This window comes from Haloparvum alkalitolerans (assembly GCF_050122995.1).
GTDB classification, from domain to species: domain Archaea; phylum Halobacteriota; class Halobacteria; order Halobacteriales; family Haloferacaceae; genus Haloparvum; species Haloparvum alkalitolerans.
Window position 1 is genome coordinate 155,424 of sequence record NZ_JBNLIA010000011.1, and the last position, 26,194, is coordinate 181,617.

General features: G+C 70.5%; 27 protein-coding genes. 19 read left to right on the forward strand and 8 right to left on the reverse strand.

Annotated elements, in window-relative coordinates; genetic code table 11:
* Positions 1 to 64: 64 nt before the first annotated feature.
* The 5 genes from ACQE3L_RS11060 (at position 65) to ACQE3L_RS11080 (ending at position 6,592) form a co-directional block, all read left to right on the forward strand.
* The gene (locus tag ACQE3L_RS11060) at positions 65 to 1,696 is read left to right on the forward strand and encodes a hypothetical protein (protein WP_426963845.1); all 1,632 of its coding nucleotides are present in this window, start codon (positions 65 to 67) and stop codon (positions 1,694 to 1,696) included.
* 74 nt (positions 1,697 to 1,770) lie between these two features.
* Entirely contained in the window at positions 1,771 to 2,667 is an 897-nt protein-coding gene (locus ACQE3L_RS11065) for a phosphoribosyltransferase HisG-related protein (protein WP_426963846.1), read from the forward strand.
* Positions 2,668 to 3,872: 1,205 nt separating this feature from the next.
* Complete coding sequence (locus tag ACQE3L_RS11070; protein ID WP_426963847.1) at positions 3,873 to 4,274, forward strand: DUF5805 domain-containing protein; 402 nt, start codon at positions 3,873 to 3,875, stop codon at positions 4,272 to 4,274.
* Positions 4,271 to 5,338, forward strand: coding sequence for a tyrosine-type recombinase/integrase (locus ACQE3L_RS11075; RefSeq protein ID WP_426963849.1), 1,068 nt, complete (start codon positions 4,271 to 4,273; stop codon positions 5,336 to 5,338). The genes ACQE3L_RS11070 and ACQE3L_RS11075 overlap by 4 nt, the downstream gene beginning before the upstream one ends.
* A gap of 318 nt (positions 5,339 to 5,656) precedes the next feature.
* Positions 5,657 to 6,592, forward strand: coding sequence for a cation diffusion facilitator family transporter (locus ACQE3L_RS11080; protein WP_426963850.1), 936 nt, complete (start codon positions 5,657 to 5,659; stop codon positions 6,590 to 6,592).
* Positions 6,593 to 6,610: 18 nt separating this feature from the next.
* On the opposite strand, the gene ACQE3L_RS11085 is transcribed toward ACQE3L_RS11080, so the two are convergent.
* Entirely contained in the window at positions 6,611 to 7,309 is a 699-nt protein-coding gene (locus ACQE3L_RS11085; RefSeq protein WP_426963851.1) for an SOS response-associated peptidase, read from the reverse strand.
* Positions 7,310 to 7,398: 89 nt separating this feature from the next.
* Here ACQE3L_RS11085 and ACQE3L_RS11090 point away from each other — a divergent pair, with 89 nt between their 5' ends.
* The gene (locus tag ACQE3L_RS11090) at positions 7,399 to 8,160 is read left to right on the forward strand and encodes a ribonuclease H-like domain-containing protein (protein WP_426963852.1); all 762 of its coding nucleotides are present in this window, start codon (positions 7,399 to 7,401) and stop codon (positions 8,158 to 8,160) included.
* Between the two features lie 94 nt (positions 8,161 to 8,254).
* Here the strand turns inward: ACQE3L_RS11090 and ACQE3L_RS11095 are convergent, their stop codons facing one another.
* Positions 8,255 to 9,628 carry a polymer-forming cytoskeletal protein gene (locus ACQE3L_RS11095; RefSeq protein ID WP_426963854.1) on the reverse strand — a complete coding sequence of 458 codons (1,374 nt, stop codon included), beginning with the start codon at positions 9,626 to 9,628 and terminating at the stop codon, positions 8,255 to 8,257.
* Between the two features lie 138 nt (positions 9,629 to 9,766).
* Here ACQE3L_RS11095 and ACQE3L_RS11100 point away from each other — a divergent pair, with 138 nt between their 5' ends.
* From ACQE3L_RS11100 to ACQE3L_RS11130, 7 genes are all read left to right on the forward strand, one after another.
* A complete protein-coding gene (locus ACQE3L_RS11100; RefSeq protein WP_426963855.1) occupies positions 9,767 to 11,023 on the forward strand; it encodes a UbiA family prenyltransferase in 1,257 nt (418 codons plus the stop codon).
* A 75-nt stretch (positions 11,024 to 11,098) separates the two neighbouring features.
* Positions 11,099 to 11,296 carry a DUF5800 family protein gene (locus tag ACQE3L_RS11105; RefSeq protein WP_058366789.1) on the forward strand — a complete coding sequence of 66 codons (198 nt, stop codon included), beginning with the start codon at positions 11,099 to 11,101 and terminating at the stop codon, positions 11,294 to 11,296.
* Between the two features lie 87 nt (positions 11,297 to 11,383).
* On the forward strand, positions 11,384 to 12,571 hold the full coding sequence (locus ACQE3L_RS11110) for a redox-regulated ATPase YchF (protein WP_426963856.1): 1,188 nt from the start codon (positions 11,384 to 11,386) through the stop codon (positions 12,569 to 12,571).
* A 248-nt stretch (positions 12,572 to 12,819) separates the two neighbouring features.
* Positions 12,820 to 13,806, forward strand: a complete 987-nt coding sequence (locus ACQE3L_RS11115; protein WP_426963857.1) for an aliphatic sulfonate ABC transporter substrate-binding protein — start codon at positions 12,820 to 12,822, stop codon at positions 13,804 to 13,806.
* The gene (locus tag ACQE3L_RS11120) at positions 13,806 to 14,600 is read left to right on the forward strand and encodes an ABC transporter permease (RefSeq protein WP_426963858.1); all 795 of its coding nucleotides are present in this window, start codon (positions 13,806 to 13,808) and stop codon (positions 14,598 to 14,600) included. Before ACQE3L_RS11115 ends, ACQE3L_RS11120 begins: the two co-directional genes overlap by 1 nt.
* Complete coding sequence (locus ACQE3L_RS11125) at positions 14,584 to 15,375, forward strand: ABC transporter ATP-binding protein (protein ID WP_426963859.1); 792 nt, start codon at positions 14,584 to 14,586, stop codon at positions 15,373 to 15,375. The genes ACQE3L_RS11120 and ACQE3L_RS11125 overlap by 17 nt, the downstream gene beginning before the upstream one ends.
* A gap of 97 nt (positions 15,376 to 15,472) precedes the next feature.
* Entirely contained in the window at positions 15,473 to 16,996 is a 1,524-nt protein-coding gene (locus ACQE3L_RS11130; RefSeq protein ID WP_426963860.1) for an ATP-binding protein, read from the forward strand.
* 19 nt (positions 16,997 to 17,015) lie between these two features.
* Here ACQE3L_RS11130 and ACQE3L_RS11135 read toward each other — a convergent pair whose 3' ends face one another.
* The 3 genes from ACQE3L_RS11135 to ACQE3L_RS11145 form a co-directional block, all read right to left on the reverse strand.
* The gene (locus ACQE3L_RS11135) at positions 17,016 to 17,996 is read right to left on the reverse strand and encodes a PLP-dependent cysteine synthase family protein (RefSeq protein ID WP_426963861.1); all 981 of its coding nucleotides are present in this window, start codon (positions 17,994 to 17,996) and stop codon (positions 17,016 to 17,018) included.
* A 94-nt stretch (positions 17,997 to 18,090) separates the two neighbouring features.
* Positions 18,091 to 18,408, reverse strand: a complete 318-nt coding sequence (locus ACQE3L_RS11140; RefSeq protein WP_426963894.1) for a DUF7521 family protein — start codon at positions 18,406 to 18,408, stop codon at positions 18,091 to 18,093.
* A gap of 5 nt (positions 18,409 to 18,413) precedes the next feature.
* Positions 18,414 to 18,788, reverse strand: a complete 375-nt coding sequence (locus ACQE3L_RS11145) for a helix-turn-helix domain-containing protein (RefSeq protein ID WP_426963862.1) — start codon at positions 18,786 to 18,788, stop codon at positions 18,414 to 18,416.
* 161 nt (positions 18,789 to 18,949) lie between these two features.
* Here ACQE3L_RS11145 and ACQE3L_RS11150 point away from each other — a divergent pair, with 161 nt between their 5' ends.
* Positions 18,950 to 19,522 (forward strand): DoxX family protein, encoded by a 573-nt coding sequence (locus ACQE3L_RS11150; protein ID WP_426963863.1) that lies wholly within the window; start codon positions 18,950 to 18,952, stop codon positions 19,520 to 19,522.
* A gap of 318 nt (positions 19,523 to 19,840) precedes the next feature.
* Here the strand turns inward: ACQE3L_RS11150 and ACQE3L_RS11155 are convergent, their stop codons facing one another.
* Positions 19,841 to 20,878 (reverse strand): sensor histidine kinase, encoded by a 1,038-nt coding sequence (locus ACQE3L_RS11155; protein WP_426963865.1) that lies wholly within the window; start codon positions 20,876 to 20,878, stop codon positions 19,841 to 19,843.
* Between the two features lie 38 nt (positions 20,879 to 20,916).
* Positions 20,917 to 21,234 (reverse strand): DUF5798 family protein, encoded by a 318-nt coding sequence (locus ACQE3L_RS11160; RefSeq protein WP_426963866.1) that lies wholly within the window; start codon positions 21,232 to 21,234, stop codon positions 20,917 to 20,919.
* A 145-nt stretch (positions 21,235 to 21,379) separates the two neighbouring features.
* Here ACQE3L_RS11160 and surE point away from each other — a divergent pair, with 145 nt between their 5' ends.
* The gene (surE, locus tag ACQE3L_RS11165; RefSeq protein ID WP_426963867.1) at positions 21,380 to 22,210 is read left to right on the forward strand and encodes a 5'/3'-nucleotidase SurE; all 831 of its coding nucleotides are present in this window, start codon (positions 21,380 to 21,382) and stop codon (positions 22,208 to 22,210) included.
* A gap of 67 nt (positions 22,211 to 22,277) precedes the next feature.
* Here surE and ACQE3L_RS11170 read toward each other — a convergent pair whose 3' ends face one another.
* Positions 22,278 to 23,201 carry a hypothetical protein gene (locus ACQE3L_RS11170; RefSeq protein ID WP_426963868.1) on the reverse strand — a complete coding sequence of 308 codons (924 nt, stop codon included), beginning with the start codon at positions 23,199 to 23,201 and terminating at the stop codon, positions 22,278 to 22,280.
* A 129-nt stretch (positions 23,202 to 23,330) separates the two neighbouring features.
* Between ACQE3L_RS11170 and ACQE3L_RS11175 the strand changes: the two genes are divergently transcribed.
* From ACQE3L_RS11175 to ACQE3L_RS11190, 4 genes are all read left to right on the forward strand, one after another.
* Positions 23,331 to 23,855, forward strand: coding sequence for a transcription factor (locus ACQE3L_RS11175; RefSeq protein ID WP_426963869.1), 525 nt, complete (start codon positions 23,331 to 23,333; stop codon positions 23,853 to 23,855).
* Positions 23,855 to 24,538, forward strand: coding sequence for a DUF2110 family protein (locus tag ACQE3L_RS11180; RefSeq protein ID WP_426963870.1), 684 nt, complete (start codon positions 23,855 to 23,857; stop codon positions 24,536 to 24,538). Before ACQE3L_RS11175 ends, ACQE3L_RS11180 begins: the two co-directional genes overlap by 1 nt.
* Position 24,539: 1 nt before the next feature.
* Complete coding sequence (locus ACQE3L_RS11185) at positions 24,540 to 25,328, forward strand: DUF5803 family protein (RefSeq protein WP_426963895.1); 789 nt, start codon at positions 24,540 to 24,542, stop codon at positions 25,326 to 25,328.
* Positions 25,329 to 25,400: 72 nt separating this feature from the next.
* The gene (locus ACQE3L_RS11190) at positions 25,401 to 26,099 is read left to right on the forward strand and encodes a competence/damage-inducible protein A (protein ID WP_426963871.1); all 699 of its coding nucleotides are present in this window, start codon (positions 25,401 to 25,403) and stop codon (positions 26,097 to 26,099) included.
* Positions 26,100 to 26,194: the final 95 nt, after the last annotated feature.

Genomic DNA, 26,194 nt, shown 5'->3' on the forward strand with positions numbered 1-26,194 from the left:
TCCGGTTATCAGCGCGGAGGATCGGCCCGTGTAATTTAAGTTAGTCGTCGCGAACCGGTGGTCCATGAGCGACCCGACGACCGACGACGCGGCCGTGTCCGTCGAGGACGGGGGCATCAGGGTCTCGAAGTCCTTCTCGAACGACGAGTTCCCGGTCCCCGCAGTGGTGTTCGAGATAGCTTCGGACCGCGAGGACCCCGCCCGACTCCGGATCGTGGACGACATTCCGGAGTCGTTCCCGATGGACCGCGTCGGGTTCCACCCCGACTACGAGAGCGAGGACTGGACCGCCTACAACGACCACCGCGTCGAGTTCGAGCGCGTGTTCGAACCGGGCGAGACGCTGACGACGGTGTACGGAATCCGGGACGACGACCCGGACACCGACGCGTTCCTCGGCGTTCCCACCGTGGAGACGGCGCGCGAGGGCGAGGAGATGGACGACGTGCTCGGCGCGGACGGCGCGGAGGTCGTCCGCGACGTGCTCGGCGGCGAGCGGTCCTCGCTCCCGGGCATGGACGAACCCGAACAGGAACCCGACACTGGCGGGGCCGCCGAGGATACCGGTGGAACCGGCGCGTCACAGGACGCCGTGGCGGCGGCCGCGGACCCCGCGGAGGCGGCCGACCCGCTCGACGGGCTCGACGCTCCGGATCCGGACGAGTCCGCCGAACCCGCCGAGTCCGCGGAGTCCGCCGAGTCCGCCGAACCCGTTGATCCGGTCGTAACGGGCGCGGACGAGGAGCCGGACGGGACGGAACCGACCGACTCCGTCGCCCCGGACATCGGCGTCGACGAACTGCAGCCCGCCGAGCCGCAGACCGACGAGCCCGAGTCCCCCGATCCTCGTCCCGTCCCGGACGAGGCGATCGCGGCGGTCACCCCGCACGACACCCGGATCGAGAAACCGCAGGCCGGCGAGTCCGGAGGCGCGGAAGCCGACGACGCGGCGTCGGAGCCGGATGCGGACGACGCGACGGACGGACGGTCGGACGCGACGGGCGACGAGAGCGGTGGGACCGACGAGGACGACGGGAGCGACGCGGCCCCGGTGACGGAGACCGGGGGAGTCGCGGCGGCGCTGGCCGCGGAGATCCGCTCCGGCGAGGTCGACGAGGAAGACCTCGACGTGTTACAGGAGGAACTCGACCTCGGCACGCCGAACAGCGTCGACGTCCGGCTCAGCCGGGTGCAGTCCCGGCTCGGCGACCTCGCGGCGTACGTGGAGGCGCTCCAGACGTTCATCGACGAGGAGGGGACCGCCGACGGCGTTCTCGCGGAGATCCAAACCGAGATAGACGACCTCGACGACGCGGTCGGGGACCTCAGCGTCCGGGCCGAGCGGGCCGACTCCGAGCGGGAGGGGCTCGCGGACGACGTGGCCGACGTCGAGGAGTTCGTCGAGAGCGTGCGCGACGAGGTGTCCGCGCTCGCCGACGACCTCGAGACGACCGACGACCGCGTCGGCGCGGTCGAGGACCACGCGGAGACGATCGACGACGAGCTCGGCGACGTGTGGGACGACATCGCCGAAGTGGACGCTCGGCTCGTCGAGGTCGAGAAGACGGTCGAGGACACCGTGGGCGACAGCGAGGTGTCTCTCGAGGAACTGGAGGGTGAGATCGCCCGCATCGACGAGGAGCTCGCGGAGCTGGAGGAGTTCCGCGAGCGGCTCAGCGACGCATTCGGCGCCTGACCCTCACGCCCCGGCCTGCTCGGTAGCACGCCGGAAACGCAACCCGTTTTACCCGCGCTCCCTGAACGTCGCCAATGACTACGCCGGTTCCGGTCGCCGTCCCGCGCAAGGGCCGACCGCTCGAAGCCGTGCTCGAGCGTCTCGCGCACGTCGGTGACGCGGCGCCGCTCGCCGACGACGTGAGCAGCACGCTCCGCTACGAGAAGGCCGTCACGAAGGACGAACTCGATGCGGACCGCGGTCCCTACGAGCGACTCGCGGACTACTCCGACCACGAAGCCCCCGCCGCGCCCGAGTACACTCTGCTGCGGGACGACCGGGACGGCAAGCCGCGCCGGATCGTCTTCGACGCCGCGACCGTCGAGATCGGTGACGTGTCCGTGAAGCTCGTCGGCCGCGAGGAGCCGTTCCGCGCGCTCAGAACGCACGAGTTCGCGCTCGGGTTCGACTCCGCGGACCTGGTCCTCGAGGAGGTCGTCGGCATCGAGCGGGAGGGCATCGCCGAACTCGCCGACATCAACCGCCGGATCGACCCTCGGGATACGGACGTGCGCGTCGTCACGGGCCTCGGCGACACCGTCTACCACACCCTGATGGCCACCCCCGACGTGCTGCCCTCCGGGACCGACCTCGACCGCGCGTTCGTCGCCGACTACGAGGGTCCGCTCTGTATCTCCCCCCGGTACGAGCGCCTGGTGACGGCCGTCCTCGGAACCGACGCGCTCGCGGACGTCGACTTCGCGTATCCCGACCCGGACCAGGAGGAGGAGGCGGCCATCGCGGAGACGGGCCTCGGCGTCTACCTCACCGTGACCGGCTCGACCGCCCGCGACCACGGACTCGTCCTCGGCGAGCACCTGTTCCCGAGCGAAACGGTGCTCATGGAGAACCGCGCCGAAGCCGATCCGTCGGTCGAGCGCGTCCGCGAACTGCTCGTCGGCCCCGACCTCGAGTCGGCGCTCACGGTCTGAACCCCGGACACTCGACTGCGGACGCGGTGTGCGGTTCTGACGCCTGTTCTCGAGTTCGGCCGCCGTCTCCAGTAGGACTTGTCGATCCGCCCGGCGATCCTGGCTCGAACACGGCGACCGATACGGACGAATTAGGTATAGCGGAATGTAGTTTATGTGTTCGCTGCTGGCCGTTCCCGTCCTCGGAGAAGAAACGGAAACACGGGAGAGATCTCGCCATATCGGTAATGGGTTTGTCCGGAATCGTCTCCATCGAGGGCTCCACCTCGGACTGGCTCCGAGGCCCTGCGAAGCCCGATCGCCGACCGACGCCGACTCGAGGTGCTTCCCGAACGCGTCCAGTTCTCACGACCGCGTGCAGCGCCGAGACGGAACGGTTTCGGTGTGTGTCCGTCAGGCGGAAGACGCCGAGAAACGCGTTCACGCGGTCTCATGCGGGTTCTGTGTCGGGATGGCTCGGGAGGGACCGCTCACCGGGAATACGTCCATCCGGCGTCAAAGCCGCGGTTACGATCAGGGTCCTTCCGCGCTCGTCGTCTCACCGCTCGGCCGCGGTATCGGTGGCGTCCGGGATCCCGGGCCCGTCAGCCGTCGCTGGGGGCGGGGAATTCGTCACGCAGGCCGGCGCGGCTCCGCGGCCGACGCCGTGGCGACTCGCGGTCGCCGATCCGGCCGCCTCATGTTCGAGACACCCCCATACCGGCGGAGCCGGAGCCCCGGAAGCCGTCGCTGCCGGGACGGTTCGTCGTCCGCCCGAACTCCTGTCCCGACTTCGCGGTCGACGTGGTCGGCCGGAGCTCACGTCGCAGCGTCGCCCGTGACTCTCGGGGGAGGGGCCCGGTCGGACTAGTCAGGCGTCTGCTCAAGTCGCGGCCGTATTCCACGCGGGTCGGGTCAGCGAACGGCGGAGATGAAGTATCCGAAAACTGATGAATGTGCCGAACGGGAATCTCTCTTTGCTCGAGAGGCGGGACGAACCGGCGGTCGACAGCGAAATTTTTGACCGTTCTCTAAGAACGGAATTCGCTTCGGACGTCGATTCATTATCCAATATTTTGGGACTATCTCGGCCGTTTGATGGTCATGTTTTTCCAGATATGCGTAGAATGGTGGTCGTATTATGGTGCCGGATATTTTGATAAGGTCTCTTATCCACCAGTGTGGGGATAGATTGATTAGCGGGGCGGGCGAGCCTCGGATCACGAATGTCGTCGGAACCGGACACCGATCGAACGGCGGTGAAGACGTACGTACCGTCCTACCAAAAATCCGAGTGGAAGCGGCACGCGGACGAACTCGACATGAGCCAGAGCGAGTTCGTGCGAACGATGGTACAGGCCGGGAGACGGGGGTTCACGACGGGGAACGGGAGTAACCCCGAGGAGGGCGACGAGGAGGGGACGAACCCTGGGGGTAACGGCCTCGAAAGCCGGGTCGAATCGGTGCTGTCTCGGGAGGGGCCGCTCTCGTGGGAGGATCTGCTCGACGCTCTCTCGGGCGACCTCGAGGAGCGACTGGAGAACGCGCTCGATGACCTCCAGTCCGAGGACCGGGTTCGGTACAGCGGCCGCGAAGGGGGGTACGTCCTGATGGGCGACCAGCGATGAGCGGACGGGCCACCGGCACCGACGCGGTCGATCCCGCCGATCCGGTCGGATACTTCCTGGAAGACCTCACTTTCCACGGAAAGACGGACCGGACGCGGACGGCCTACGAGCGCGTCCTGCGGCGGTTCGAGGAATTCCTGTCGGACCCCGAGACGAACCCGCGCGGCGTCTCCGTCGCGCCCAGCGAGGCCACGCACCGCGACTGCATGGCGTTCGTCCACTCGCTGCGGGGCGAGGCGGCCGCGAGCACGGTCGCGACGTACGCGGCGTATCTCCACCGCTTTTACGCCTACATGACGCAGGTGGGCGCCTTCGACGCCAACCCCATGACACTCGTGATGGAGGAGATGGACGAGTCGGTCGACAAGGACCCCGCCCGCCGGGAGATCGACGTCCCCACGATGCGGTCGTTCGTGGGGTCGATCCGGCACCCACTCCACCGTGCGCTCGTGGTGACGCTCTTAAAGACCGGCATGCGCGTGGGCGAACTCTGCAACCTCGACCTCCGGGACGTCTCCCTGACGGACCCGGAACTGCAGGAGGGCTTCGAGCTGGGGACGCGACCGGCGCTCGATTCGCGCCCGGACTCGGTGTTCGTCACCGCCGACGCCGCGGTCGGCGAGCCCCTCAACGGGGAGGTGCGGACGGCCGCGAACAAGCGCAAACGGGATACCGTGATACCGGTCGACGACGAGCTCGCGCGGACGCTCAAGCGGTGGCTCGCAGTGCGTCCCGACGGCGTCTCCGAGGCCGATCCCCTGTTCGTGGGGACCGCCGACGGCTGGGGCGAGCGCGTCGACCCCGAGACCGTCCGCCACATCGTCGAGCAGCACGCTCGCGAGCGTGGCTGGTACCGCACCGGCGGCGGCGCCGCGGAGAACGTCACGCCCCACTACTTCCGCCACTTCTTCACCACCCACCTGCGGGACAGAACCGGCGACCGCGGCGTGGTGAAGTACCTCCGAGGCGACGTCGCCGACGACATCATCGACACCTACACCCACAACTGGGGCGGACAGGTCCGGGAGACCTACGAGGCGAACGTCTTCCGTCTCGGCGTCTGAGAACCCTCCAGAGCGATTTTTGGGAGACGCCCGCAGCAATTGCGTTGTCGTGGAACCGTCGAAAGTCTGATCGAGAACGAACTCATAAACTTCATAGCGCGATATAGAGTTTCGGGCGGTAGCTACTCCGATCGAGGCGGGAAATCCGGGACCGATCGGTGGGTCGGGCAGAGAGGCGGTGGAACCGAGACTCCGAACCGAGACTCCGAACCGAGACTCCGAACCCAGACTCCGAGATCGCGAACCGGCTCCGGGCCCGCGGCGGCCGCGGGGTCGGCTGACACATGGCTTAAGACCGGGGGGCGACGAGGTGCGTCCATGTCGGAGGGGACCTCGACGGACGACCGCCGCCGGTTCGGACGGGCGGCGCTGGTCAACGTCCTCGGAAACGCGGTGAAGATCGCCGTCGAGGGGGCCGCAGGCGTCGCGTTCGGCAGCGTGGCGCTGGTCGCTGACGCCGCCCACTCTGTCGCGGACCTGGTCGCCAGCGTGGTCGTGTTCCTGTGGGGCGGCAGCCGGTACGAGACCGCCGACGAGGGGCACCCGCACGGCCACCAGCGGATCGAACCGCTCACGGCGCTGTTCGTCGGCGCGGTGATCGTCGTCCTGGGGCTGAACCTGCTCCGGGAGTCCGCCCTCGGCCTCCTGGAGGGGGCCGGCGTGACGTTCAGTCCGGTACTGGTCGCGGCGCTCGGCTTCGCGATGCTGGATATGTACGTCGTCTACCGATACACCGCGTGGGTGAACGCGGACCTCGGATCGGCCGCGCTGAGCGCGCTGGTGGCCGACTGCCTGAACGACATCTACACGACGGTGGCCGCGATGGTGGGGATCCTCGGCGTGTACGTCGGATACCCGATCCTGGACCCGCTCGCCGGCGCGCTCGTCAGCGTCCTCGTCGTCTATCAGGGGGTCGAGATCGCCCGGGAGAACGTCGACTACCTCGTGGGTGCGGCGCCGCCGGAGGGCGAACGACGGCGGATCGTGGAGGCGATCCGCGAACACGCCGAGGTCGAGGGGATCCACGACCTGCGCGTCTTCTACGACGGGACCGACCTGGAAGTCGAGGTCCACGTCGAGGTCGACGGGAGCCTGCCGTTCCGCGAAGCCCACGACGTGGAAACGGAAGTCGTGAGTCGCCTCCGCGGGATGGAGGGCGTCGGCGACGTCCACGTCCATCTCGACCCGTCGGGCCTCGGCGAGTGGAAGGACGCACCGGAGTCCGGCGACGGGGGCGAGCGACCCTCGGAGTGATCGCCGAAGCGGGCGGCCTCAGACCGGGTCGACGAGGCCCGGATCGTCGTTCGCGGGGTCGTTGACGCGCGTCGACACCGGGTAGCTCCGCAACTCGTCGGCGGGATACGTCCGTAGCTGCGCGGCCGCCTCCTCGGGGCTCCCGTGGAGGTACGTCTCAGCGTCGTCGGGGGTCAGGATAACCGCCATGCGGTGGTGGAGGTCGGCGACGAGGTCGTTCGGATCGGTCGTGAGCACCGCGAACGTCTCCGTCGGGCCCGCCTCATTTTCGTCCGTCGCTGTACCGCCGCCGAAGGCGTCGAGGCCGGTCTGTGCCGCGGCATCGGGATCCTCCCAGCGCGCGTGGATCCCCGCCATGAGGAACGGGCGGTCGTCTGCGAATGCGACCCGATGCGGGCGCTTGCGTCCGCCCGTCTCGGTCCACTCGTAGAACCCGTCCGCGGGGACGACGCAGCGCCGCGCCTCGAAGGCGTCGCGGAACGCCGGCTTCTCGCGGACGGTCTCGGCGCGAGCGTTGATCTGGCCGAACGCGTCGTCGGCCCACGTCGGCGTGAACCCCCACTCGCCGCGGGTCGCCTCGTCCGGCTCCGACGCCGAGATGAACGGCAGCCGCTGGCCGGGCGCGCAGTTGTAGCGTGGCTCGTGTTCGGGGAAGGCGGCCCCGAACCGGGCTTCGAGGGCGTCGCGGGAAGCGGTCAGACTGTAACGGCCGCACATGAGCGGTCGTTGGCGCGCCGCGGTCATAAGCCGGCGGGACGCGGTCGCCGGAGCGCGAGGTTGAAGGCCGGCGAGCGCGGGGGTCCGGTATGCGCATCGAGAACAGCTTCATCCCCGTTCGGGGGGTCGGCGAGGCGACCGAGCGCCGGCTCTGGGAGCGCGGGATGACCGACTGGGACGCGTTCGACCCGTCCGCGGACGTGTCCGGGGTGGGTCCGACGACCGCCGGCCGCATCGAGTCGTTCATCGCGGAGGCGTGGACGCACCTCGACGACGGAAACGCCGCGTTCTTCGACGGCGCCTTCCCCTCGGGCGAGCGCTGGCGACTCTACGAGAACTTCCGCGCGGAGACCTGCTTCTTCGACATCGAGACCACCGGACTGGACGAGCGCCGCGACGAGGTGACGACGGTCAGCTTTCACCGAGACGGCGAGACGACGACGCTGGTGCAGGGCGAGGACCTCACGGCCGAGCGCGTGCGCGAGCAGTTTCGCGAGGCCGAATTGCTGGCGACGTTCAACGGCGCCCGCTTCGACGTGCCGTTCCTGGAGACGAGCCTCGACATCGAGGTGGAGACGCCGCACCTCGACCTGATGTACCCCTGCAAGCGGATCGGGCTCTCGGGGGGGCTCAAGCCCATCGAGAAAGAACTCGGCATCGACCGCGACCGGCCGGACATCTCCGGGCGCGACGCCGTGCGGCTCTGGCGCGAGTACGAGCGCGGCGACGAGTCGTCGCTGGAGACGCTCGTCTCCTACAACCGCGAGGACGCGGTCAACCTGCGTGCGCTCGCCGACACGGTCTGTGAAACGCTCCACGACGACGTCTTCTCGCCGGTCGTCGAGCCGTAGCAAAACCCGCGGTCGAACCGACCGCGAACCGTTCCACGCCGGCGGACGCGCTCGTCACCGACCCGGGTCGAGAGACAGCGGGCGGTCGGTGACGCTAGCTCGCGGAGCCCTCCGCCGGTTCGTCGTCGTCGGACTCGTCGGCTTCGTCAGCGTCGCCGGCCGCGTGCTCGGTCGTCCCGCGAACCGCGTCGGGGTCCAACTCGTCGTCGAGGATGGCTGCGGTCACTCCGTCCGCGTCGTCGCCCGCCCTCTCCACGCGTTCGGTCGACTCCTCGTCCTCCCCGGCGCCGGTCTCGGCTTCGTCATCCGCCGGTTCGTCGCTGTCCTCGGTCGCGTCACCGTCTTCTGACACGCCGACACTCTCGGCCTTATCGTCGTGGTCGACCTCATCATCCTGGTCGACCCTATCGTCATCCCCAGGCTCACCGTCCCCCTCAGGCCCCTCACCGTCGGCGGACCCGTCGTCCACATCCTCGGCATCGCCCCCGGGAGTCCTCGCCTCGTCGCGCTCGGCCCCGTCGTCGGTATCGTCGGTCTCGTCGCGCTCGGTCCCGTCGTCGGTCTCTTCGGCCTCGTCGCGCTCGGTCCCGTCGTCGGCCTCGTCGGTCTCGTTGGGCCCACCGGCCGCGCCGTCTTTCGGTCGCACGAGTTTCATCTCGCCGCGGGCGCGCAGCGTCCCCTCGATCTCGGCGCCCTCGTGGACGATCAGGTCGCCCGCGACCACGTCGCCGCGGATCTGTGCGCCCGGCTCGACCGTGACCGTCCCGCGGCGCGTGGTCACGTCGCCGTGGACGAGCGTTCCCTCGCCGACGGTTATGTCGCCGCGAGCGCGCAGCGACCCGAATACGTTGTTGTCGCGGCCGACCGCGATCTCCTCGGCGCGGACGTTGCCGTGGAGGCGGCAGTCGTCGCCGATCGTGGCGGGCGTGGAGACGCGCCACGCGTCGTCGGAGACCTCCGCGCCGCGGGGGATGACGAGGGGATCGCGCGGGTCCTCCTCGCCCGACAGCGCCTCCGCGAGGTCGTCCGCGGCGTCCGCCTCGCCCAGCCGGAGCAGCTGCGAGAGGACGATGAAGTAGAAGACGAGCGTCGGCACCGGGTTGCGGATCACGATCCAGCCGTTGGCCTCGAACCCCTCCTCGATGTCCACGTCGTCGCCGATGTCGAGGTCGCCGGAGACCATCAGCCGGCCGGTGATGTGGACCCGCTCGCCGAGGTACGCGTCGTCGCCGACGAGGACGTTCCCGTCCACGTCACACAGCATGTCCAGTCGGCAGTCCCCCTCGGCCTCGATGTCGTTGCCGAAGGAGGCGCGCTCGCCGGCCGCGACGTTCCGCCCGCGGACCCCGAACTCCACCGTCGACTGGCCGCCGACCAGCACGTCCCCGTCGGTGACGAGGTCGTGCTCCTCGACGGTCGTCCCCGACGGCACCGACAGTTCGGCGATCGGGTCCCCCCTGAGTGACACACACGGTCGCAGACGCCCGACGGGCATAAACGGTCGGGGGGCGTCGGACGCGCGGCGGACGCCGCTCCCGAACCTGTACTGTTGCATGCCCACACACCACACAACACTGAAGCGGGAGCGGGCGAATTATCAGGTACGATGAACGTTTCCCGGCACGGTGCGGGCGTCGGCGCCGCCGGTCGCGCGCTCGCCTCGCAGGTGCACCCGGTGTTCATGCTCCCGCCGCTGGCCGCCTCGTGGTTCGGCGCGGCCGTCGCCGGCGAGTTCTCGGTCGGGTTGGGCGCTGTCCACGCGCTGGCCGCCTTCTTCGCCGTCTACACCGCGCACGTGAAGGACGGCTACGTCGACTTCCACGTCCGCGGGGAGGACGACGACCACCCCCTGACGGCGCGGGGGTGCCGGCTCGCACTCGCGGGCGCGGCGGTCGGCTTCCTGGGCTGTCTGACCGCGCTGTGGCTCGCGGCCGGCCCCGCCGCGGCGGCGGTGACCGCGCCGATGTGGCTGATCGGCTACCTCCACGCGCCACAACTCGACGTGCACACCCTCGGCGCGACGATGGGCTACCCGGCGGGCATCGCGGTCGCGATGATCGGCGGCGCCGTGGTGCAGGCAGGGAGCGCGGCGCCCGCCACGCTCGCGTTCGCGGCCGTGTTCCTGGTCGTCCTCACCGGCGTGAAGGTGGTCGACGACGAGGCGGACCTCGCGTACGACCGCTCCATCGACAAGCGCACGGTCGCGGTGGTGCTCGGTCGCGTCCGCGCGCGACGCCTCGCGTACGCGCTGCTGCTCGTCGGCTGTATCGCGGTGCTGTGGTTCACCGTCGCGGGCCTGTTCCCGCCCGCCGCGCCCGCGGCCGCGATCGCCCTGCTCGCGGTCGCGGCGGTCGCCTACCGCGCGCCCTCCGACCTGGCCACCATGCTCCTCGTGCGCGGGACCTACCTGTTCTTGGCCGCCCTGCTCGTAGCGGTGTGGTTCCGGCCGCTCTCGGGGGTCGGTCTCCCCGACATCACGGCCCTCGGCCCCTACACCTACCTCGCGACGGAGGTCGTCTTCGGCGCGCTCGCGTTCGCCCTGCTGTACCGCGCGGAGGCGCTGTGGAGTGCCGCGCGGACGGTGCTGGCGCTGTACCCCGTGGCGTACGTCTGGGACTGGTACACGCTGGAGGTCGGCGTCTTCGCCATCGTCGCGCGCACGGGTTACGACCTGTTCGGCATCCCGGTCGAGGAGCACCTGTTCATGGTCGTCGTTCCCGCGCTGGTGATCGGGTTCCACGAGACGCTGCGGCGGGCGGACGGGCCGGCCGCGGTCGACGCCGGAACGTCGCTCGAAGGCGCGACCGGCGACCCCGGCACCTCCGCCGACGCCCCCGACACCGTCGCGGACGTGGACGACTGACGGGCGGCGGTCGAGTCCCGACCGCGTCGACGCCGTCACCGTGGCCTTATAAATGACTGCGGCGTACGACGCGGCATGAGCACGGTACTGTCCATCCGCGAGGACGGCGTCGACGTGGTGTACGAGGGCACGGAGTTCGAACTGGAGGTCGACCTGATCGAGGAGGCCACCGGGAAGAACTATCAGGACGTGACCGACCACGAGATCCTCCAGATCGTCGCCGAGGACCCCGACCTGTCGGGCGAGCCGCGGCGCGTCGGCGACGTCCTCTAAGCGGCCGGGGCCGACCGCCGCACGCGGGGGCGCGAGGCGGCCGCGACCGACCGAAAGGCGCTTTTTCCGGGCGAGCGAGCGTCGGGTATGATCACGGTCGCGCTCGCGGGCAAGCCGAACGCGGGTAAGTCGACGTTCTACACCGCCGCGACGATGGCGGACGTCGACGTGGCGAACTACCCGTTCACCACCATCGACGCGAACCGGGGAGTGACCCACGTCCGCACCGAGTGCCCCTGCCTCGACCGCGAGGAGCGCTGCGGCAACGAGAACTGCCACGACGGGAAGCGCTACGTCCCGATCGAACTGCTCGACGTGGCGGGACTGGTGCCGGGCGCCCACGAGGGGAAGGGCCTCGGCAACCAGTTCCTCGACGAGCTGACGAACGCCGACGTGATCCTCAACGTCGTCGACGCCTCGGGCGCGACGAACGCGGAGGGCGAACCGGTCGAGCCCGGGAGCCACGACCCCCTCGACGACGTGGACTTCATCGAGGAGGAGATGGACCTGTGGCTCGCGGGCATCGTCGACCGCAACTGGGAGGGGGTCGAGCGCAAGTCCCGGTCGCCCGACTTCGACGTCGACGAGGCGCTGACGGACCTGCTGACGGGCTTCGGTGCGACCGAGCACGACGTGACGCGCGTCCTTCGGGAACTGGAGTACCCCGAGGACCCGATCCAGTGGACCGACGAGCACCGCGAGTCGCTGGCGCGGGCGGTCCGCCGCCGAACCAAGCCCATCGTCGTCGTGGCGAACAAGGCCGACGCGGCGCCCGAGGGGACGCTCGACCGCCTGCGCGAGGGGACCGACAAGCCGGTCGTGGCGGCGACCGCGGACGGCGAACTCGCGCTCCGCCGCGCCGCGGAGGCGGGCGTCGCGGAGTACGACCCCGGCGACGCGGAGTTCGAAATAACCGGCGACGTGAGCGACGCGCAGCGGAGCGGGCTGGAGTCGATCCGCGAGGTGATGGCCGAGGTCGACGGCACGGGCGTCCAGACCGCGCTGAACGAGGCGGTGTACGACCTGCTCGACCGGATCACCGTCTACCCCGTCCAGGACGCCGCCAAGTGGACCGACGCGAAGGGGAACGTCCTCCCGGACGCCTTCCTGCTCCGGTCGGGCGCGACGCCGAAGGACCTCGCGTACGCGGTTCACACGGACATCGGCGAGGGGTACCTCCACGCGGTCGACGCGAAGTCGAGCCGCCGGATCGGCGAGTCCCACGAGCTGAGCGAGGGCGACGTGATCAAGATCGTCTCCACGGCGGGGCCGTAGCCCCGCGATCCGGGGTCGGTCCGACATAGCGGCAAGGGGATCTGCTTTCCGGAACGCGCCGATATCGGAGCGAGCCGCCCGTGTCACTGAGTGTCAGTCCTCGCAACGCCGGCCCTCGGTTTTCTGCCGGTCGTTCTCGGTTTCCGACTCCAGATCCCTAGGAGAAAAATAACCACAAGACATCATAGAGCGGACTGAATATTCTGCGTAAGCATACGTTAAGGGAGGCCGCCGGCGTGTCGGTGAACATGGAACGACGACGATTCCTCGGCGCGGCCGGCGCGGTCGGGGCGACGGCGCTCGGCGCGGGATGTATCGGCAACCTCGGCGGCTCCGGCGGGTCGCGGACCGTGACGGTCGACTGGGCCTACTACAACCCCGTGAGCCTCGTCATCCGCGAGCACGACTGGATGCAGGAGGCGTTCGCGGAGACGGACGCGGACGTCGAGTGGGTGCTCAGCCTCGGCAGCAACGAGGCGAACGAGTACTCCCAGAGCGGCGAGGCGGAGTTCGCCTCCACGGCGGGGATCGCGGCGCTGATGGCGCGCTCGAACGGCGTGCCGATCCGGACGCCGTACATCTACTCGAAGCCGGAGTGGACCGCGCTGGTCGCGCCGAGCGATTCGGGCATCTCCGAGGTCGCGGACCTCGAGGGGAAGTCGGTCGCGGCGACCCGCGGCACGGACCCGCACTTCTTCTTGCTGCAGGCGCTCGATCAGGCCGGACTGAGCGAGTCCGACGTGGAGGTCGTCCACCTCCAGCACCCGGAGGGACAGACCGCGCTCGTCGAGGGCGAGGTCGACGCGTGGGCCGGGCTCGACCCCCACATGGCCGAGCTGGAGCTGGAGAACGACGTGGACCTGTTCTTCCGCGAGCCGAACTTCAACACGTACGGCTTCCTCAACGTGCTGGAGGGCTTCGCGGAGGAGCACCCGGAGGACGTGCGGCGCGTGCTGGAGACGTACGAGCGCGGCCGCCAGTGGGCGCTCGACAACCCGGGAGAGACGGCCGGCATCCTCGCGGCCGAATCGGAGATGTCCGAGCCGGTCGCCGAGCGCGTGTTCACCCAGCGGACCGACCTCTCGACGCCGCTCCCGGGCGACCAGCACCGCGAGTTGCTCTCGGACCTCGCCCCCATCCTCCACGAGGAGGAGATGGTCAGCGAGGACGCAGACCTCCAGGCGGCGGTCGACGAACTGATCGACTCCGAGACGGCACGGCCGGTGATCGAGTGATGGCGACCGTCTCCGAGGCGGGCGGGTTCGGCGACGACCGCCTCCCGAGCCTCGACCGCCTGCGCTGGGCGCTCGGGCTCGTGGTGCCCGCGCTGCTGGTCGTCGTCTGGCACGTCCTCGTCGCGACCGGCGTCTTCGCGTCCCACCAGCTTCCGGCGCCGCTCACCGTGGTTGAGACGCTCTACGGAATGGCGGTCGCCGGCGAACTCGCCGGGCACATCTCCGTCACCGTCCAGCGCGTCTTCTTCGGCGTCCTCTTCGGCGCCGCGGTCGGCGTCGCGTTCGGGACCCTGACGGGCGTCTCCGACCTCGGGAGCGACCTGCTCGACCCCCTGTTCCAGAGCGGGAAGAACATCCCCTCGCTGGCGTGGGTCCCCCTATTCCTGCTGTGGTTCGGCATCGGCGAGGTGGCGAAGGTGACGCTGATCGCCGTGGGCGCGTTCTTCCCGGTCTACCTCAACCTCTCGACGGGGATCCGCGACGTGGACGAGGACTTACTGGAGGTCGTCGAGGTGTACGACCTCGGTCGGATCGAGTCCCTGCGTCGCGTCGTTCTGCCCGCCGTGCTGCCGAACCTGCTGGTCGGGCTCCGCGGCGGCGTCGGGCTGGCGTGGATGTTCGTCGTCGCGGCCGAGCTGATCGCCGCCAGCCAGGGGCTCGGCTTCCTGATGAGCGACGGGCGCGTGATGAGCCGCCCGGACATCATCGTCGGCTCCATCCTGCTTTTCGCCTTCTTCGGCAACCTCTCAGACCTGCTCGTGAAGGGGGTGCACGACCGTGTCGTCGACTGGTGACGCCGGCGAGGTCGACGGAGCGACGACCGCGGGGGAGGGCCCCATCCTCGGCGTCTCCGGGCTCGGAAAGGCGTATGGCGACACGGTGGCGCTCCGCGACGTGGACCTGTCGGTCGCGGACGGGGAGTTCGTCTCCGTCGTCGGGCCCTCGGGCTGTGGCAAGAGCACCCTGCTGCGCGTGCTCTCCGGCCTCGAGGAGACGTTCGACGGACGCGCGACCGTCGCGGGCGCGGACGTCCGCGAGGAGGGCAGCGACCGCGTCGGCATGGTCTTTCAGGAGCCGCGGCTGCTCCCGTGGGCGACCGTCCGGGAGAACGTCTCGGTCGGACTCCCGGCTGAGGTCGATCCGGACACGGAGGGGGCGCGCGAGCGCGTCGACGGGCTGCTGGATCAGGTCGACCTCGGTGACTTCGCGGATGCCCGCCCCGGCGAGCTCTCCGGCGGGATGGCTCAGCGCGTCTCGCTCGCGCGCGGGCTCGCCTACGAGCCGGCCGTCCTGCTGCTGGACGAGCCGTTCTCGGCGCTCGACGCGCTGACGAAGCGCGAACAGCAGGACCACCTGCTCGACGTCTGGGACGACCGCGACGCGACGGTCGTGCTCGTCACCCACGACGTGGCGGAGGCCGCCTACCTCTCGGACCGCGTGGTCGTGCTCGGCGGCCAGCCCGGCACCGTCGAGCGGGTCGTCGACGTGGACGCGGAGCGCCCGCGCGACCGCACCGACGAGGCCCTGCTCGACGCCCGCGAGACCATCACCGACGCGCTCGGGGTCTGAGACGGCAGCTCGCCGCGCCGCGGTCGAAACCTCTTTTCAGTCCGGCGGGCGCGAAGCCGTTGCGTACCTTTATTGAGAAACCTCGGTTGAATGAGGTATGAGCGACCCCACTCCCGACGAGCCGTCACCGGCGCGGCGGGTGCTCGGTCGATACGGCGGCGGGGTCGTCGCGGGACTCGGGTTCGTCATCACGCGCTTCTTCGTGAGCGAAGCGGTGATCGTCGCCGGCGGTCCCCTGACGGTCGCCGCGACCCTCGTGCCGCTCGTGGTGGGGTTGGCGCTCACGGTCGCGGGCGTCGCGCTGGCGGTGGGCGCGTTCACGCCCGCGTACGTCGCGGACGTGACCGCGGGCTGTCTGCTCGGCACGGCCGCGATGATCGTCGCGCTCGGCGTGACGTTGGCGGCTACGGGCGTCGGCATGGTCTCCGAGACCTTCGAGGTCCAACTCCTCGTCGCGAACGTCCTGCTGGCCGGCGCCGTCGGCGGGATCGTCAACGGACACCGCAAGGCGTCGCTCCGGGATCGACGCGAGGAGATCATGCGCGGCGCCAACCGCGCCCGGTTCATCAACCGCCTCCTCCGTCACGAGGTGCTGAACGCGGCGACTATCGTTGACGGGCACGCCGAGTTGCTCCGGGAGGCCGCGGCCGACCGCGACCGCTCGGTCGACGCCATCCGCCGCGGCGCGGCCCGGATCGAAGAGACCGTCTCCGGGATCGGGTCGATCGCTCGCTCGACCGAGGGCGGCGAGCGTCTCCGGCTCTCGGCGCTTGCCACGACGGTCGGGGACCGCGAGGGGGCTGACGTGCGCGTCGCGCTTCCGGCCGACGCCGACGACGCGCTGATCGACGCGGACGAACGGCTCGCCGCGGCGATCGACCGGCTGATCGACCACGCGGTCGAGGTCCGAAACGCCGACCGCGTGGACGTCGAGGCGGCCGTCGAGCGTCACGCGGTCGCGATCACCGTCGCGGACGACGGGCGGCCCCTCTCCGAGCGCCAGCGGGACGTGCTCGAACGCGGCTCGTTCCCGGAGTACGACGACCCGTCGAGCGGCTTCGACCTGCAGGCGGTGACGCTGCTCGTCAGCGGCTACAACGGCTCCGTCGCGGTTACGAACGGCGACCTGACCCGCGTCACGCTCCGGCTTCCGCGCGCGGACACGGACGCCGCGGAGGCGACGGTCGGCGTCGCCTACCCGAACCTCCGCCGCGCGGTGGCCGCGGGACTCGGTGCCGGCGTCGTGATGGGTGGCGTCTACTGGCTCGCCAGCGGCGTGCTGCCGGTCATCGGAGCGCTGTACAGCGTCGAGAGCGCGGCGGTCGGCTGGATCACGCACCTGTTCCACAGCGTCGTGTTCGCGCTGACGTTCGTCGCCGGGGCCTCGACGTGGCGGCTCCGCGACCGCGTCGGCGGACCGTTGCGGGCCGGCGCCGCCGGCGTGACGTGGGGGATCCTGCTCTGGCTCGTCGCGGCCGGCGTGGTGATGCCGCTGTGGCTCCGCGCCGTGGGGATACCGTCGCCGCTGCCGAACCTCCCCGCTGTCGGGCTCGTCGCGCACGTGCTGTGGGGGGCCGCGGTCGCGGCGGGGTACACGACGCTGGGCGGCCGCTTCGAGTGAACGCCGCCGCCGGGACCGACTACCCCTCCCACTCCTCGTAGGAGCGATACACGCCCTTCGAGAGGTAGCGCTCGGAGGAGTCCGGGAAGACGGTGACGACGGAGTCGTGCGGGAGGTCGAGTTCGCCGTCGGCCGCGCGTTCGGCGATCTCCAGCGCCGCCAGCGAGTTCGCGGCCGAGGAGGAGGCGACGAGGTGGCCCTCCTCGGCGGCGAGGCGGCCCATCTCCTCGTGGGTGTCGCGGTCGGGGATCGGGAGGATCTCGTCGACTTTCTCGGGGTCGAACAGGACGTTGGTGGAGATGTCGTGGGTGCCGATCCCCTCGGTCTTGTACTCCTCGTGCTCGACGTCCTCGTCGAAGAACTCGCGGTAGGCGGAGCCCTCCGGTTCGACGGCACCGACGAAGGTGTCCGGTTCGCGCTCGCGGAAGTAGTCCGCCATCCCCATCAGCGTGCCCCCGGTGCCGCAGCCGGCGACGACCGCGCCGACCTCGCCGTCGAGCGCGTCGTCGATCTCGGGCGCGGTCGTCTCGTAGTGCGCCTCCGCGTTGAGGGGGTTCGAGAACTGCTGCGGAACCGCCGCGTTGTCCAGCTCGCTCGCCAGTTCGTGGGCGCGCTCGATGGCGTAGCCCATCCCCTCGTCGGTGGGCGTGTTGATCACCTCGGCGCCGAGCGCGCGCATGAGCTGCTGTTTCTCGACCGAGAACCGCTCCGGGACGACGAAGACGGCCTCGAGGTCCAGCCGGCCGGCCGCGACCGCGATGCCGATGCCGGTGTTGCCCGCGGTCGGCTCGATGATCGTGCCCCCGGGCTCGACGTCGCCCCGTTCCAGCATGCGCTCGAGCATGTGCTTCCCGATGCGGTCCTTGATGCTCGCGCCCGGGTTGAACGACTCCAGCTTGGCGTACACCGGCACCGCGTCGGGCGAGGCCTGCACGCGGACGAGCGGCGTCTCCCCGACCGTCTCCAGCACGGAGGGAAGCGGCTCCCGATGGGTGGTCATAAGGTGGCAAAAGTTGTCCCGGCTTGTGTAGGTTTCCATCCCCCCGCAGCGGGTGGGTTATCTCGGACGGTGGCCGCCGCGGGGGAGGAGGCCGCTACCACTCCGCGTACAGCGAGTAGAGGATTACGCCGAAGCCGGCCGTCGAGAGCGCGGACTCGATGATCAGGACCGCGTCCGTGTCGAAGCCGAACGCCTGCTGGGCCGCGCCCGCGAGCAGGGCGCCGAGCGTCACCAGCCCGAACCCCACGGCCAGCGCGCCGATGGGCCGCGCACCGGTCCGCCGGTACGCGCTCGCCGCGAAGTAGGTGATCAGCCCGCCGAGCACCAGCGTCGCCGTCTTCAGCGCGACCACGAGGGAGGGAGCGAGCGCGCCCTGTAGCGGGAGGAATGCCGCCGCTGAGGCCGCGAGCAGCGCGCTCACGTCTCCCTCCGCAGCTCCGACCACATGCCGAGCAGCTGTCGTTCGGGCTCCGCGAGGTCCCGCTCGACGCTCACCGCGAACTCCCGTCGCTCGTCAAGCCCGACCACGAGGCGGTCGAAGGCGGTGACGTATCTGGACCGGTGGTGGCCGCCGGGATGAAGCTCCGTCTGCTCGGCGACGAGGTCGGCCTCGGTCAGCCGGTCGAGCTTCTTGTACGTCGTCGACAGCGGGACGGACGCGGCGTCCGCGACCTCGCTGGCGGTCATCGGCTCGTCGAGCGATCCGACGATGTCGCGGCAGGCGGGATCGTCCAGCGCCGCGAACACCGCCTCGGAGGGCGGGTCGTCGGACCGCGATGCGGGCTGCTTCATGGCGACGGCTGCGCCCGGCATCGTAATCAAAGGGTCGGCGTCGGCAGCGCACGCGGTCCGCGAACGCGGGTCGTACACGCCGCGTCGCACGTTCTCCGATCCGGAGAACCGCTGTCGGTATATATGCTGCAGTCGCGCGTCCGTTCAACCGGAGAAACACAATGGCAACCAAGACACCCCTCACCGGCGTCAACACCTTCGAGAGCACCCTCGGCGGGCTCACCGTCCGCGGCCGCGCCCACTCGCTGTCGGCGTGGTTCGTGCTCGCGCTCCGGCTCATGATGGGCTTCGCGTTCCTCAACGCGGGCCTGAGCAAGCTACTCGGCCCCGAGCCCTTCAGCGCATACGGCTACCTCGCGTTCGCGGTGCCCGAGAACGGCGGCCCCGCGGTCGGCGCGTTCCTCTGGATGGCCAACAGCGCGGCGTTCATGGCGTTCGTCGACGTGGCCGTGCCGTTCGGCCAGATCGCCATCGGGCTGGGCCTCATCGTCGGCGCGTTCGTCCGCCTCGCGGCGTTCTTCGGCGCGAGCATGATGGGCATGTTCTACCTCGCGAACTGGGACGTCGCCCACGGACTGATTAACGGCGACTTCGCGTACCTGCTCGTCTTCCTCGCGGTCGCGGCCTTCGGCGCGGGCCGCATCCTCGGGCTGGACCGGTATATCGAGAACTACGAGGTCGACGGCGAACCGCTCGTGGAGAAGTACCCCCTGCTCGACTACGTCCTCGGGTAAACTACCCCACCCTACTCCCTCGGCGCTACGCTTCGGTCGCTCCTTGAGGCCGGAGGCTCCACCTCGAAAACGCTGAACGCGGCCGAGACGCGCCCTATTTGTCTCCGTCCAACGCTTCGTCGCCCGACTCGCCGCCGTCGACTCGACCCAGCAGACGGGGCAGGAACTGCGAACCCTTCCCGCTCTTTTGCCCGTGTTCTTTCGCCCTCTCGCGTGCCTCTCTGCTCACGGAAGCGTATTCCCGTCCGACCGTGAAAACGCGAGCGGCCGAGGCGGAGCCGCTTCGAGACGGGTCGACGAACGAGAACGTGGAGGCGATCAGTTCCGGGCGTGACCGTCATCGGCCACGCTCACGTCCCCCACCTCGATCCGCGCGCCGCCCGCCTCGCTCTCGGTCGCGCGGACGGACCAGCCGTGGGCCTCCGCGACCGCGGCGACGATGGCGAGGCCGAGGCCCGTTCCCTCGTGGGTCGTGGAGACGCCGGTCTCGAAGATCTCCTCGCGCACCGCCGGGGGAATCCCGGGCCCGTCGTCGGCGACGTAGAAGCCGTCCGCGGTCGCGCCCACGGTGACCGCCACCCCGTCGCCGCCGTGCTCGACCGCGTTGCGGAACAGGTTCTCGAACAGGTGCGCAAGCGGGCCGGGGTCCGCGTCGAAGACGAGGTCGTCGACGACCGACAGCGTGGCGCGAGCGGTCGGCACCTGCGCCCACGCGTCCCGCGCCTCCGTGGCGAGGTCGACCGGCTCGACCGACACCGCGTCGTCGTGGCGCGCGAGCACGAGCGCGTCCTCGATCAGCTCCTCCATGCGGGACAGCGAGTTGGACACGCGGTCGAGTCGGTCATCGTCCGGGTGCTCCGCGACGACCATCTCCGTGTAGCCGAGCGCCACCGCGAGGGGGTTGCGCAGGTCGTGCGCCAGCAGCCCGGAGAGGGCCTCCAGCCGGTCGGCGCGCGCCTCGGCGGCCCGTTCGGCGAGCACCCGATCGGTGATGTTCAGGTGGAAGACGAACACCCACGTCCCGCCGTCGTGCTCGAAGCGAGCCGCGCGCATCAGGAACCACCGCTGCTCGTCCGGCGAGTGACAGGGGTACTCGAAGGCGAACGTCTCCTCCTCACCCGCGAGGATCGACCGCAACCCGGCCGCGGCCGCCTCGGCGTCGGGATCGTCGGCCGCGTCACAGACCCCGAGATAGTTCACGCCGACGGTATCCGGCTTCCACGCGATGTCGTTCTCCTCGCCGAACTCCTGCCACCGTCGGTTCGTGTAGCGGATGACCCCCTCGCCGTCGAGGATCGCGGCCTGGATCGGGAGCGCGTCCAGCCCCGCCGCGACGAGCGGGTCGGTGTCCTCCATGACGCCCCCGTGTCGCGTCGGCATGTTAAAAGTGCGTCTCAGACGTCTGCACCGTCGTCCGTGGCGTCGTCCGCGGCATCCGCGGTCTCGGCGCCCTCGTCGTCCGCCTCGGCCTCGTTGATGTGCGCCTCCGTGCTGACCGCGTCGAGGTCGACGCCGACCTCGGTCGCGACGGCGTCGAGCACCGCGCGCTGCTCGGCCATCTCGTTCTCGAGGTGTTCGACGCGGGTCGCGGTGCCGTTCACCGTGTCCTGCGTCTCCTCGACCTCCTCACGGAGCTCCGTGATCTTCTGGTAGGTCTGTTCGGCCTTCTCCGCGAGCGTCTGGATCTTCTTGGCTGTGCCGCCGAGTCCCATACCCCCCGTTTCGGCCGAGACCTTGTGTGCGTTTCCGTTCCGGCCACGGGCGGTCGGCGCCATCGTCTCACGGCCGAATTCCTGCGTGGACCGCTCGACCGCCGGTGCCGGTGTGCTTTTGCGCGCCGCCGCCCCACACACGGTCATGAGCGTCGACCGGGTCCTGCTGACGAACGACGACGGCATCGACACGGTCGGATTCCGCGCGCTGTACGACGCGCTCGCGGACGCCTACGACGTGGTCGCGGTCGCGCCCGCGGAGGACCAGAGCTCCGTCGGCCGGTCGCTCTCCGGCGACGTGACCGTCCACGACCACGAGTTGGGGTTCGCGGTCGAGGGAACGCCCGCCGACTGCGTGGTCGCCGGGCTTGGCGAACTCGTCGCGGACGCCGACGTCGTCGTCTCCGGGTGCAACAAGGGCGCGAACCTGGGCGCGTACGTCCTCGGGCGCTCGGGCACCGTCTCGGCCGCGGTCGAGGGGACGTTCTTCGACGTGCCCGCGGTCGCCGCCTCGGTGTACGTCCCCGGCGGCGACGACTGGTGGAAGCGCGACCTCTCGCCCGCGAACTACCGGAACGCCACCGCCGCGACGCGCTACCTCGTCGACCACGCGGTCGACGCCGGCGTCTTCGAGCACGCGGACTACCTCAACGTCAACGCGCCGCTGTTCGAGGATTCCGAGGGGTTCGACGCGCCCGCGGAGGCGGTCGCGCCCATCGAGGTGACCGAGCCCTCCACCCTCTACGAGATGGACGCCGAGCGCGGCGAGAACGGCGACGTGGTCCTCCACGACCGCATCTGGGACCACATGCGCGCCGGCGACATCCCGGATCCGGAGGGCACCGACCGACGGGCCGTCGTGGAGGGTCGGGTTTCCGTGTCCCCGTTGACCGCGCCGCACACCGCCTCCCACCACGAGGCGCTCGACGGACTGGCGCAGACGTACGACGGCACGCGCGTGCTCACGGGCGATTGATGGACGACTGATGGACGGTTGATAGACAGCTGATGAACGGCAGATCCGGGCGCGAGAGCCGGGCGATTCAGCGCGCCGTGTGGATCCGTGCCAGTCGGACCCGCGTCTCGTTGCGACTCGTGCCGCGAGCGCGACGCGTGGCGGGGTCCGAGAGCGGCGACACCGAGAGCCGGTCGAGCGACGGCGGCCAGTCGCGGTCGCCGGCGGCGTCGCGGGCGAACGCGAGCGCGTCGATCAGTCCCTCGCCGCGGTCCGCGGCGCGGACGGCGTCGTCCGCTCGCCGGCGTCCGCCCCCGATCAGCAGGCGGTCCCCGAGCGCGAACGCGAGCCAGAACGGGACCGCGAGCAGCAACAGCAGGACGCCGGCGCCCGTGTACGCGGCGGGAGGGACGCCCCGACGGCGGTCCCGCTCGCCCAGCATCCGGGGGCCGTCGTCCTCGTCGCCGTCGTCGCGGTGACGCAGCAGGTCGATCCCCACCAGAGTCCACAACTCGACGAGCAGCGCGGCGCCGAGCGTCAGGGTGACGAGCAGCGCGTTCCGATTTCGCAGTCGAGTCAGCGCGTGCGCGATCGCCGCGTCGCGGGCCGCGTCGTCGAACTCGCGGAGCCGCGTCGGCGCGACGAGGGTCGGCGTCGCGAGCAGGCCGCCGTCGACGACCGCGAGGGTCGCGGCACGGGAGCCGACGACGCGCACCGCCGGGCGATCGGCCTCCGGTATCCCCAGGTCGGCGGCGACCGCGTCGACCGCCTCCGTCAGCGCGTCGTCCTCCGCGTCGGGGAGCGTGCTGACGGTGCGCCGGACCAGGACCGGACCCGCCGCGAGCCCGCCGAGGAGGCCGACCGCGGCGCCGGCCGCGGCCGGCACGGTCGGCGGAGCGGGCAGCAGCGGGGCGACGGCCGCGGCGGGGAGCGCGACGAGCACCGCCGGCACGGCCGCGAGCAGCAGCGCCCCGAACGCCTCGCCCGCGGTCGGTCGTGTGACGGCGTTCATGTCCCGTCCCTGCACGGAGGCACACAAATGTCTGCCGACCGTCGGCCGGTGGCGGTGAGCGGGGACCGGGACCCCGGCACACACCGTCTTCCGGAGCTTTTAAACGATTTCCGGGCCGACTTTCCCGCAATGGCTTTTGAGGATCTGTTGAACGACCCCGTCATCCAGAAGTACTTACACGAGCTGGTCGGGCCGACGGGCATGCCGGTGGCGGCGGCACCCCCGGACGGCGAGGTCACCGACGAGGAGCTCGCCGAGGAGCTGGGGCTGGAGCTGAACGACGTCCGCCGGGCGCTGTTCATCCTCTACGAGAACGACCTCGCGGAGTACCGTCGCGTGCGCGACGAGGACTCCGGATGGCTCACCTACCTCTGGACGTTCCACTACGAGAACATCCCGGAGAACCTGGAGGAGGAGATGTACCGCCTCCTCTCGGCCATCGAGGACCGCGAGGAGTACGAGCGCACCCACGAGTTCTACCTCTGTGAGGTCTGCTCGATCCGGTTCGAGTTCGGCGAGGCGATGGACTTCGGCTTCGAGTGTCCGGAGTGCGGCTCCCCGCTCGACGCCATGGAGAACGACCGCCTCATCGACGCGATGGAGCAGCGCGCCGACGAGCTCCGCGACGAGCTCAACGTGGACGTGACGGGCTGATGGTCGTCCTCGCAACCAAGTGCTACGTGGCGGGCGACGCCCGCGACCGCGCGCTCGACGGCATGAACTCGCTGGTCGGCAACGACGTGGGCGACCTCCGCGTCGAGTGGGACGTCTCCGTCCGCGAGGACGACTTCGTCGCGGTCGCCCTCGACGGCGACGACGCCACCGTGGCCGCGAACGTCCTCGCCGAGGAGTGGGGGGCGGTCGACCCGGACGCCCACGAGCCCGACGAGACGTTCGTCGGAACGCTGGAGCGCTGGGACGAGGACGGATTCGTCCTCGACGCCGGCGTGGAGATACGGGTCCCCACGAGCGAACTCGGGCTGGGCGCCGGCTCGCCCGAACAGATCGTCGAGCGCTTCGGCCTCGTCCAGCACACCCCCATGACGTTCGTCTATCAGGGCGGCGAGGACGGCGCCCACCGGCTCGCGGACGCCGAGCGCGACCGCCTCTACGACTGGCGCCGCGGCGACGGCCGCGTCAACGTCAACTCCGCGACCCGCGGCGAGGTGCGCGCGACCGTCAACCGCGCCGGCCACGCCCGCGACATCGTCACCGTCGAGCGACTCGGCCTGCTCGAACAGAGCGTCGTCGTCGGCGAGGGGACGGACCCGCCGGGGCTGTTAGCCTCCATCGGCTCCTACCTGCCGGCGGAGATGCGGTGTGTCCTCCCGGCCTGAGATGAACAGGAAACTCCTCGCCCTGCTCGCGGTGCTGACGCTCGTCGCCAGCGCCGGCTGTCTCGCGTACGTGACCGACGGCGGCGAGGTGTCCAACGAGACGCTCGACGCCGAACCGCCCGCAGAGTACGTCTTCGACAGCGAGTACGACGCCCGGATCGACCTGCAGGGGTCGACGTTCACGGCGGTGTACGCGGTCCCGGACGACGGCGAGTTGCGGATCTACCAGGAGACCGGGTACGGCGTCGAGGAGCCGCGGAACCCCCGCGCGTTCCGCTATCAGTACCCCAACGGCACCGTGATCACGGGCTCGGAGTTCCGCGCGACCGGCGGCGAGATCGAGCGCACCGCCGACGAGGTGTGGGTCCGGTTCGACGACGACATGACCGACGGCAAGGTGGCGTTCGCGGGCGACGGCTCGCCCCGCCGGTTCGTGTTGCCCACGTTCGTCGAGGGCACCTACGAGGTCACGTTGCCGCCCGGCTTCACCACCGACTTCGCGCTGTTCGGCGAGATCTCGCCGAGCGGCTACGAAATCGACCGGGGCGGCGACCGCGAGCGCATCACGTGGGCCGAGGACGTGACGACCGACACCGTGCTCGTGCAGGCGTACAGCGAGCGCGACTTCTGGATCTTCCTCGGCCTCGTCGGGATCGCGCTGGTCGTCGGCGCGGCCGGGCTCTACCGCTTCCGCCGCCAACTCGAGGCGCTCCGCCAGCGCCGACTGGAGATGGGCATCGGCTCCGGGGGCGACGACGGCGACGACGGGCCGCCGCGCGGTCCGCGCTGATCGGCGGCGCTCAGCGCGGGGCGCCCCGGCTCGCCCGGCGGGCTTTTCACCGCGCCGTCCCTCCGTCCGTCCATGCAGGTAGGGATCGTCACCGTGGGGGACGAACTCCTCGCGGGCGACACGGAGAACACCAACGCGACGTGGCTCTGCGACGAACTGGACGCCCGGGGCGTGCGCGTCCGGCGCGTCACGACCGTCCCGGACGAGACGGGAGAGATCGCGCGCGTCGTCAACGAGTACCACGCCGAGTACGACGCGGTGATCGTCACCGGCGGCCTCGGCCCGACGCACGACGACGTGACGATGGAGGGCGTCGCGGCCGCGTTCGGGCGCGACGTGCGCGAACACCCCGAGGCGGAGGCGTGGCTCGACGAGCGCGATGGGTACAGCGCGGACGACCTGGACCCGCGGACGACGCACCTCCCGGCGGACGCGCGGCTGCTTCCGAACGAGGCGGGGGTCGCGCCGGGCGCGGTCGTGGAGTCCGCGTACGTCCTCCCGGGCGTTCCCGCCGAGATGAAGGCGATGTTCCGCGGCGTCGCCGACGAGTTCACCGGCGAGCGGACCTACGCGGAGACCGTGGAGACGACGGAGCCCGAGAGCGCGCTGCTGGACCGCATCGGCGACCTCCGCGCGGAGTTCGACGTCTCCGTCGGCTCGTACCCCGGCGAGACGGTGCGGATCAAGATCACCGCCACCGACCCTGAAACCGCGGCGGCGGCGGCCGCGTGGCTCCGGGACAGGGTGGAGGCGACGGACGCGGAGGCGTGAACCGGAAACGCGGCTCGCGGCCTCAGCGGAAGAGGTAGGCGGCCCACACGGCCGTGATGAGCAGGCTGACGAGCAGGACGGCGCCGGCGGTCTCC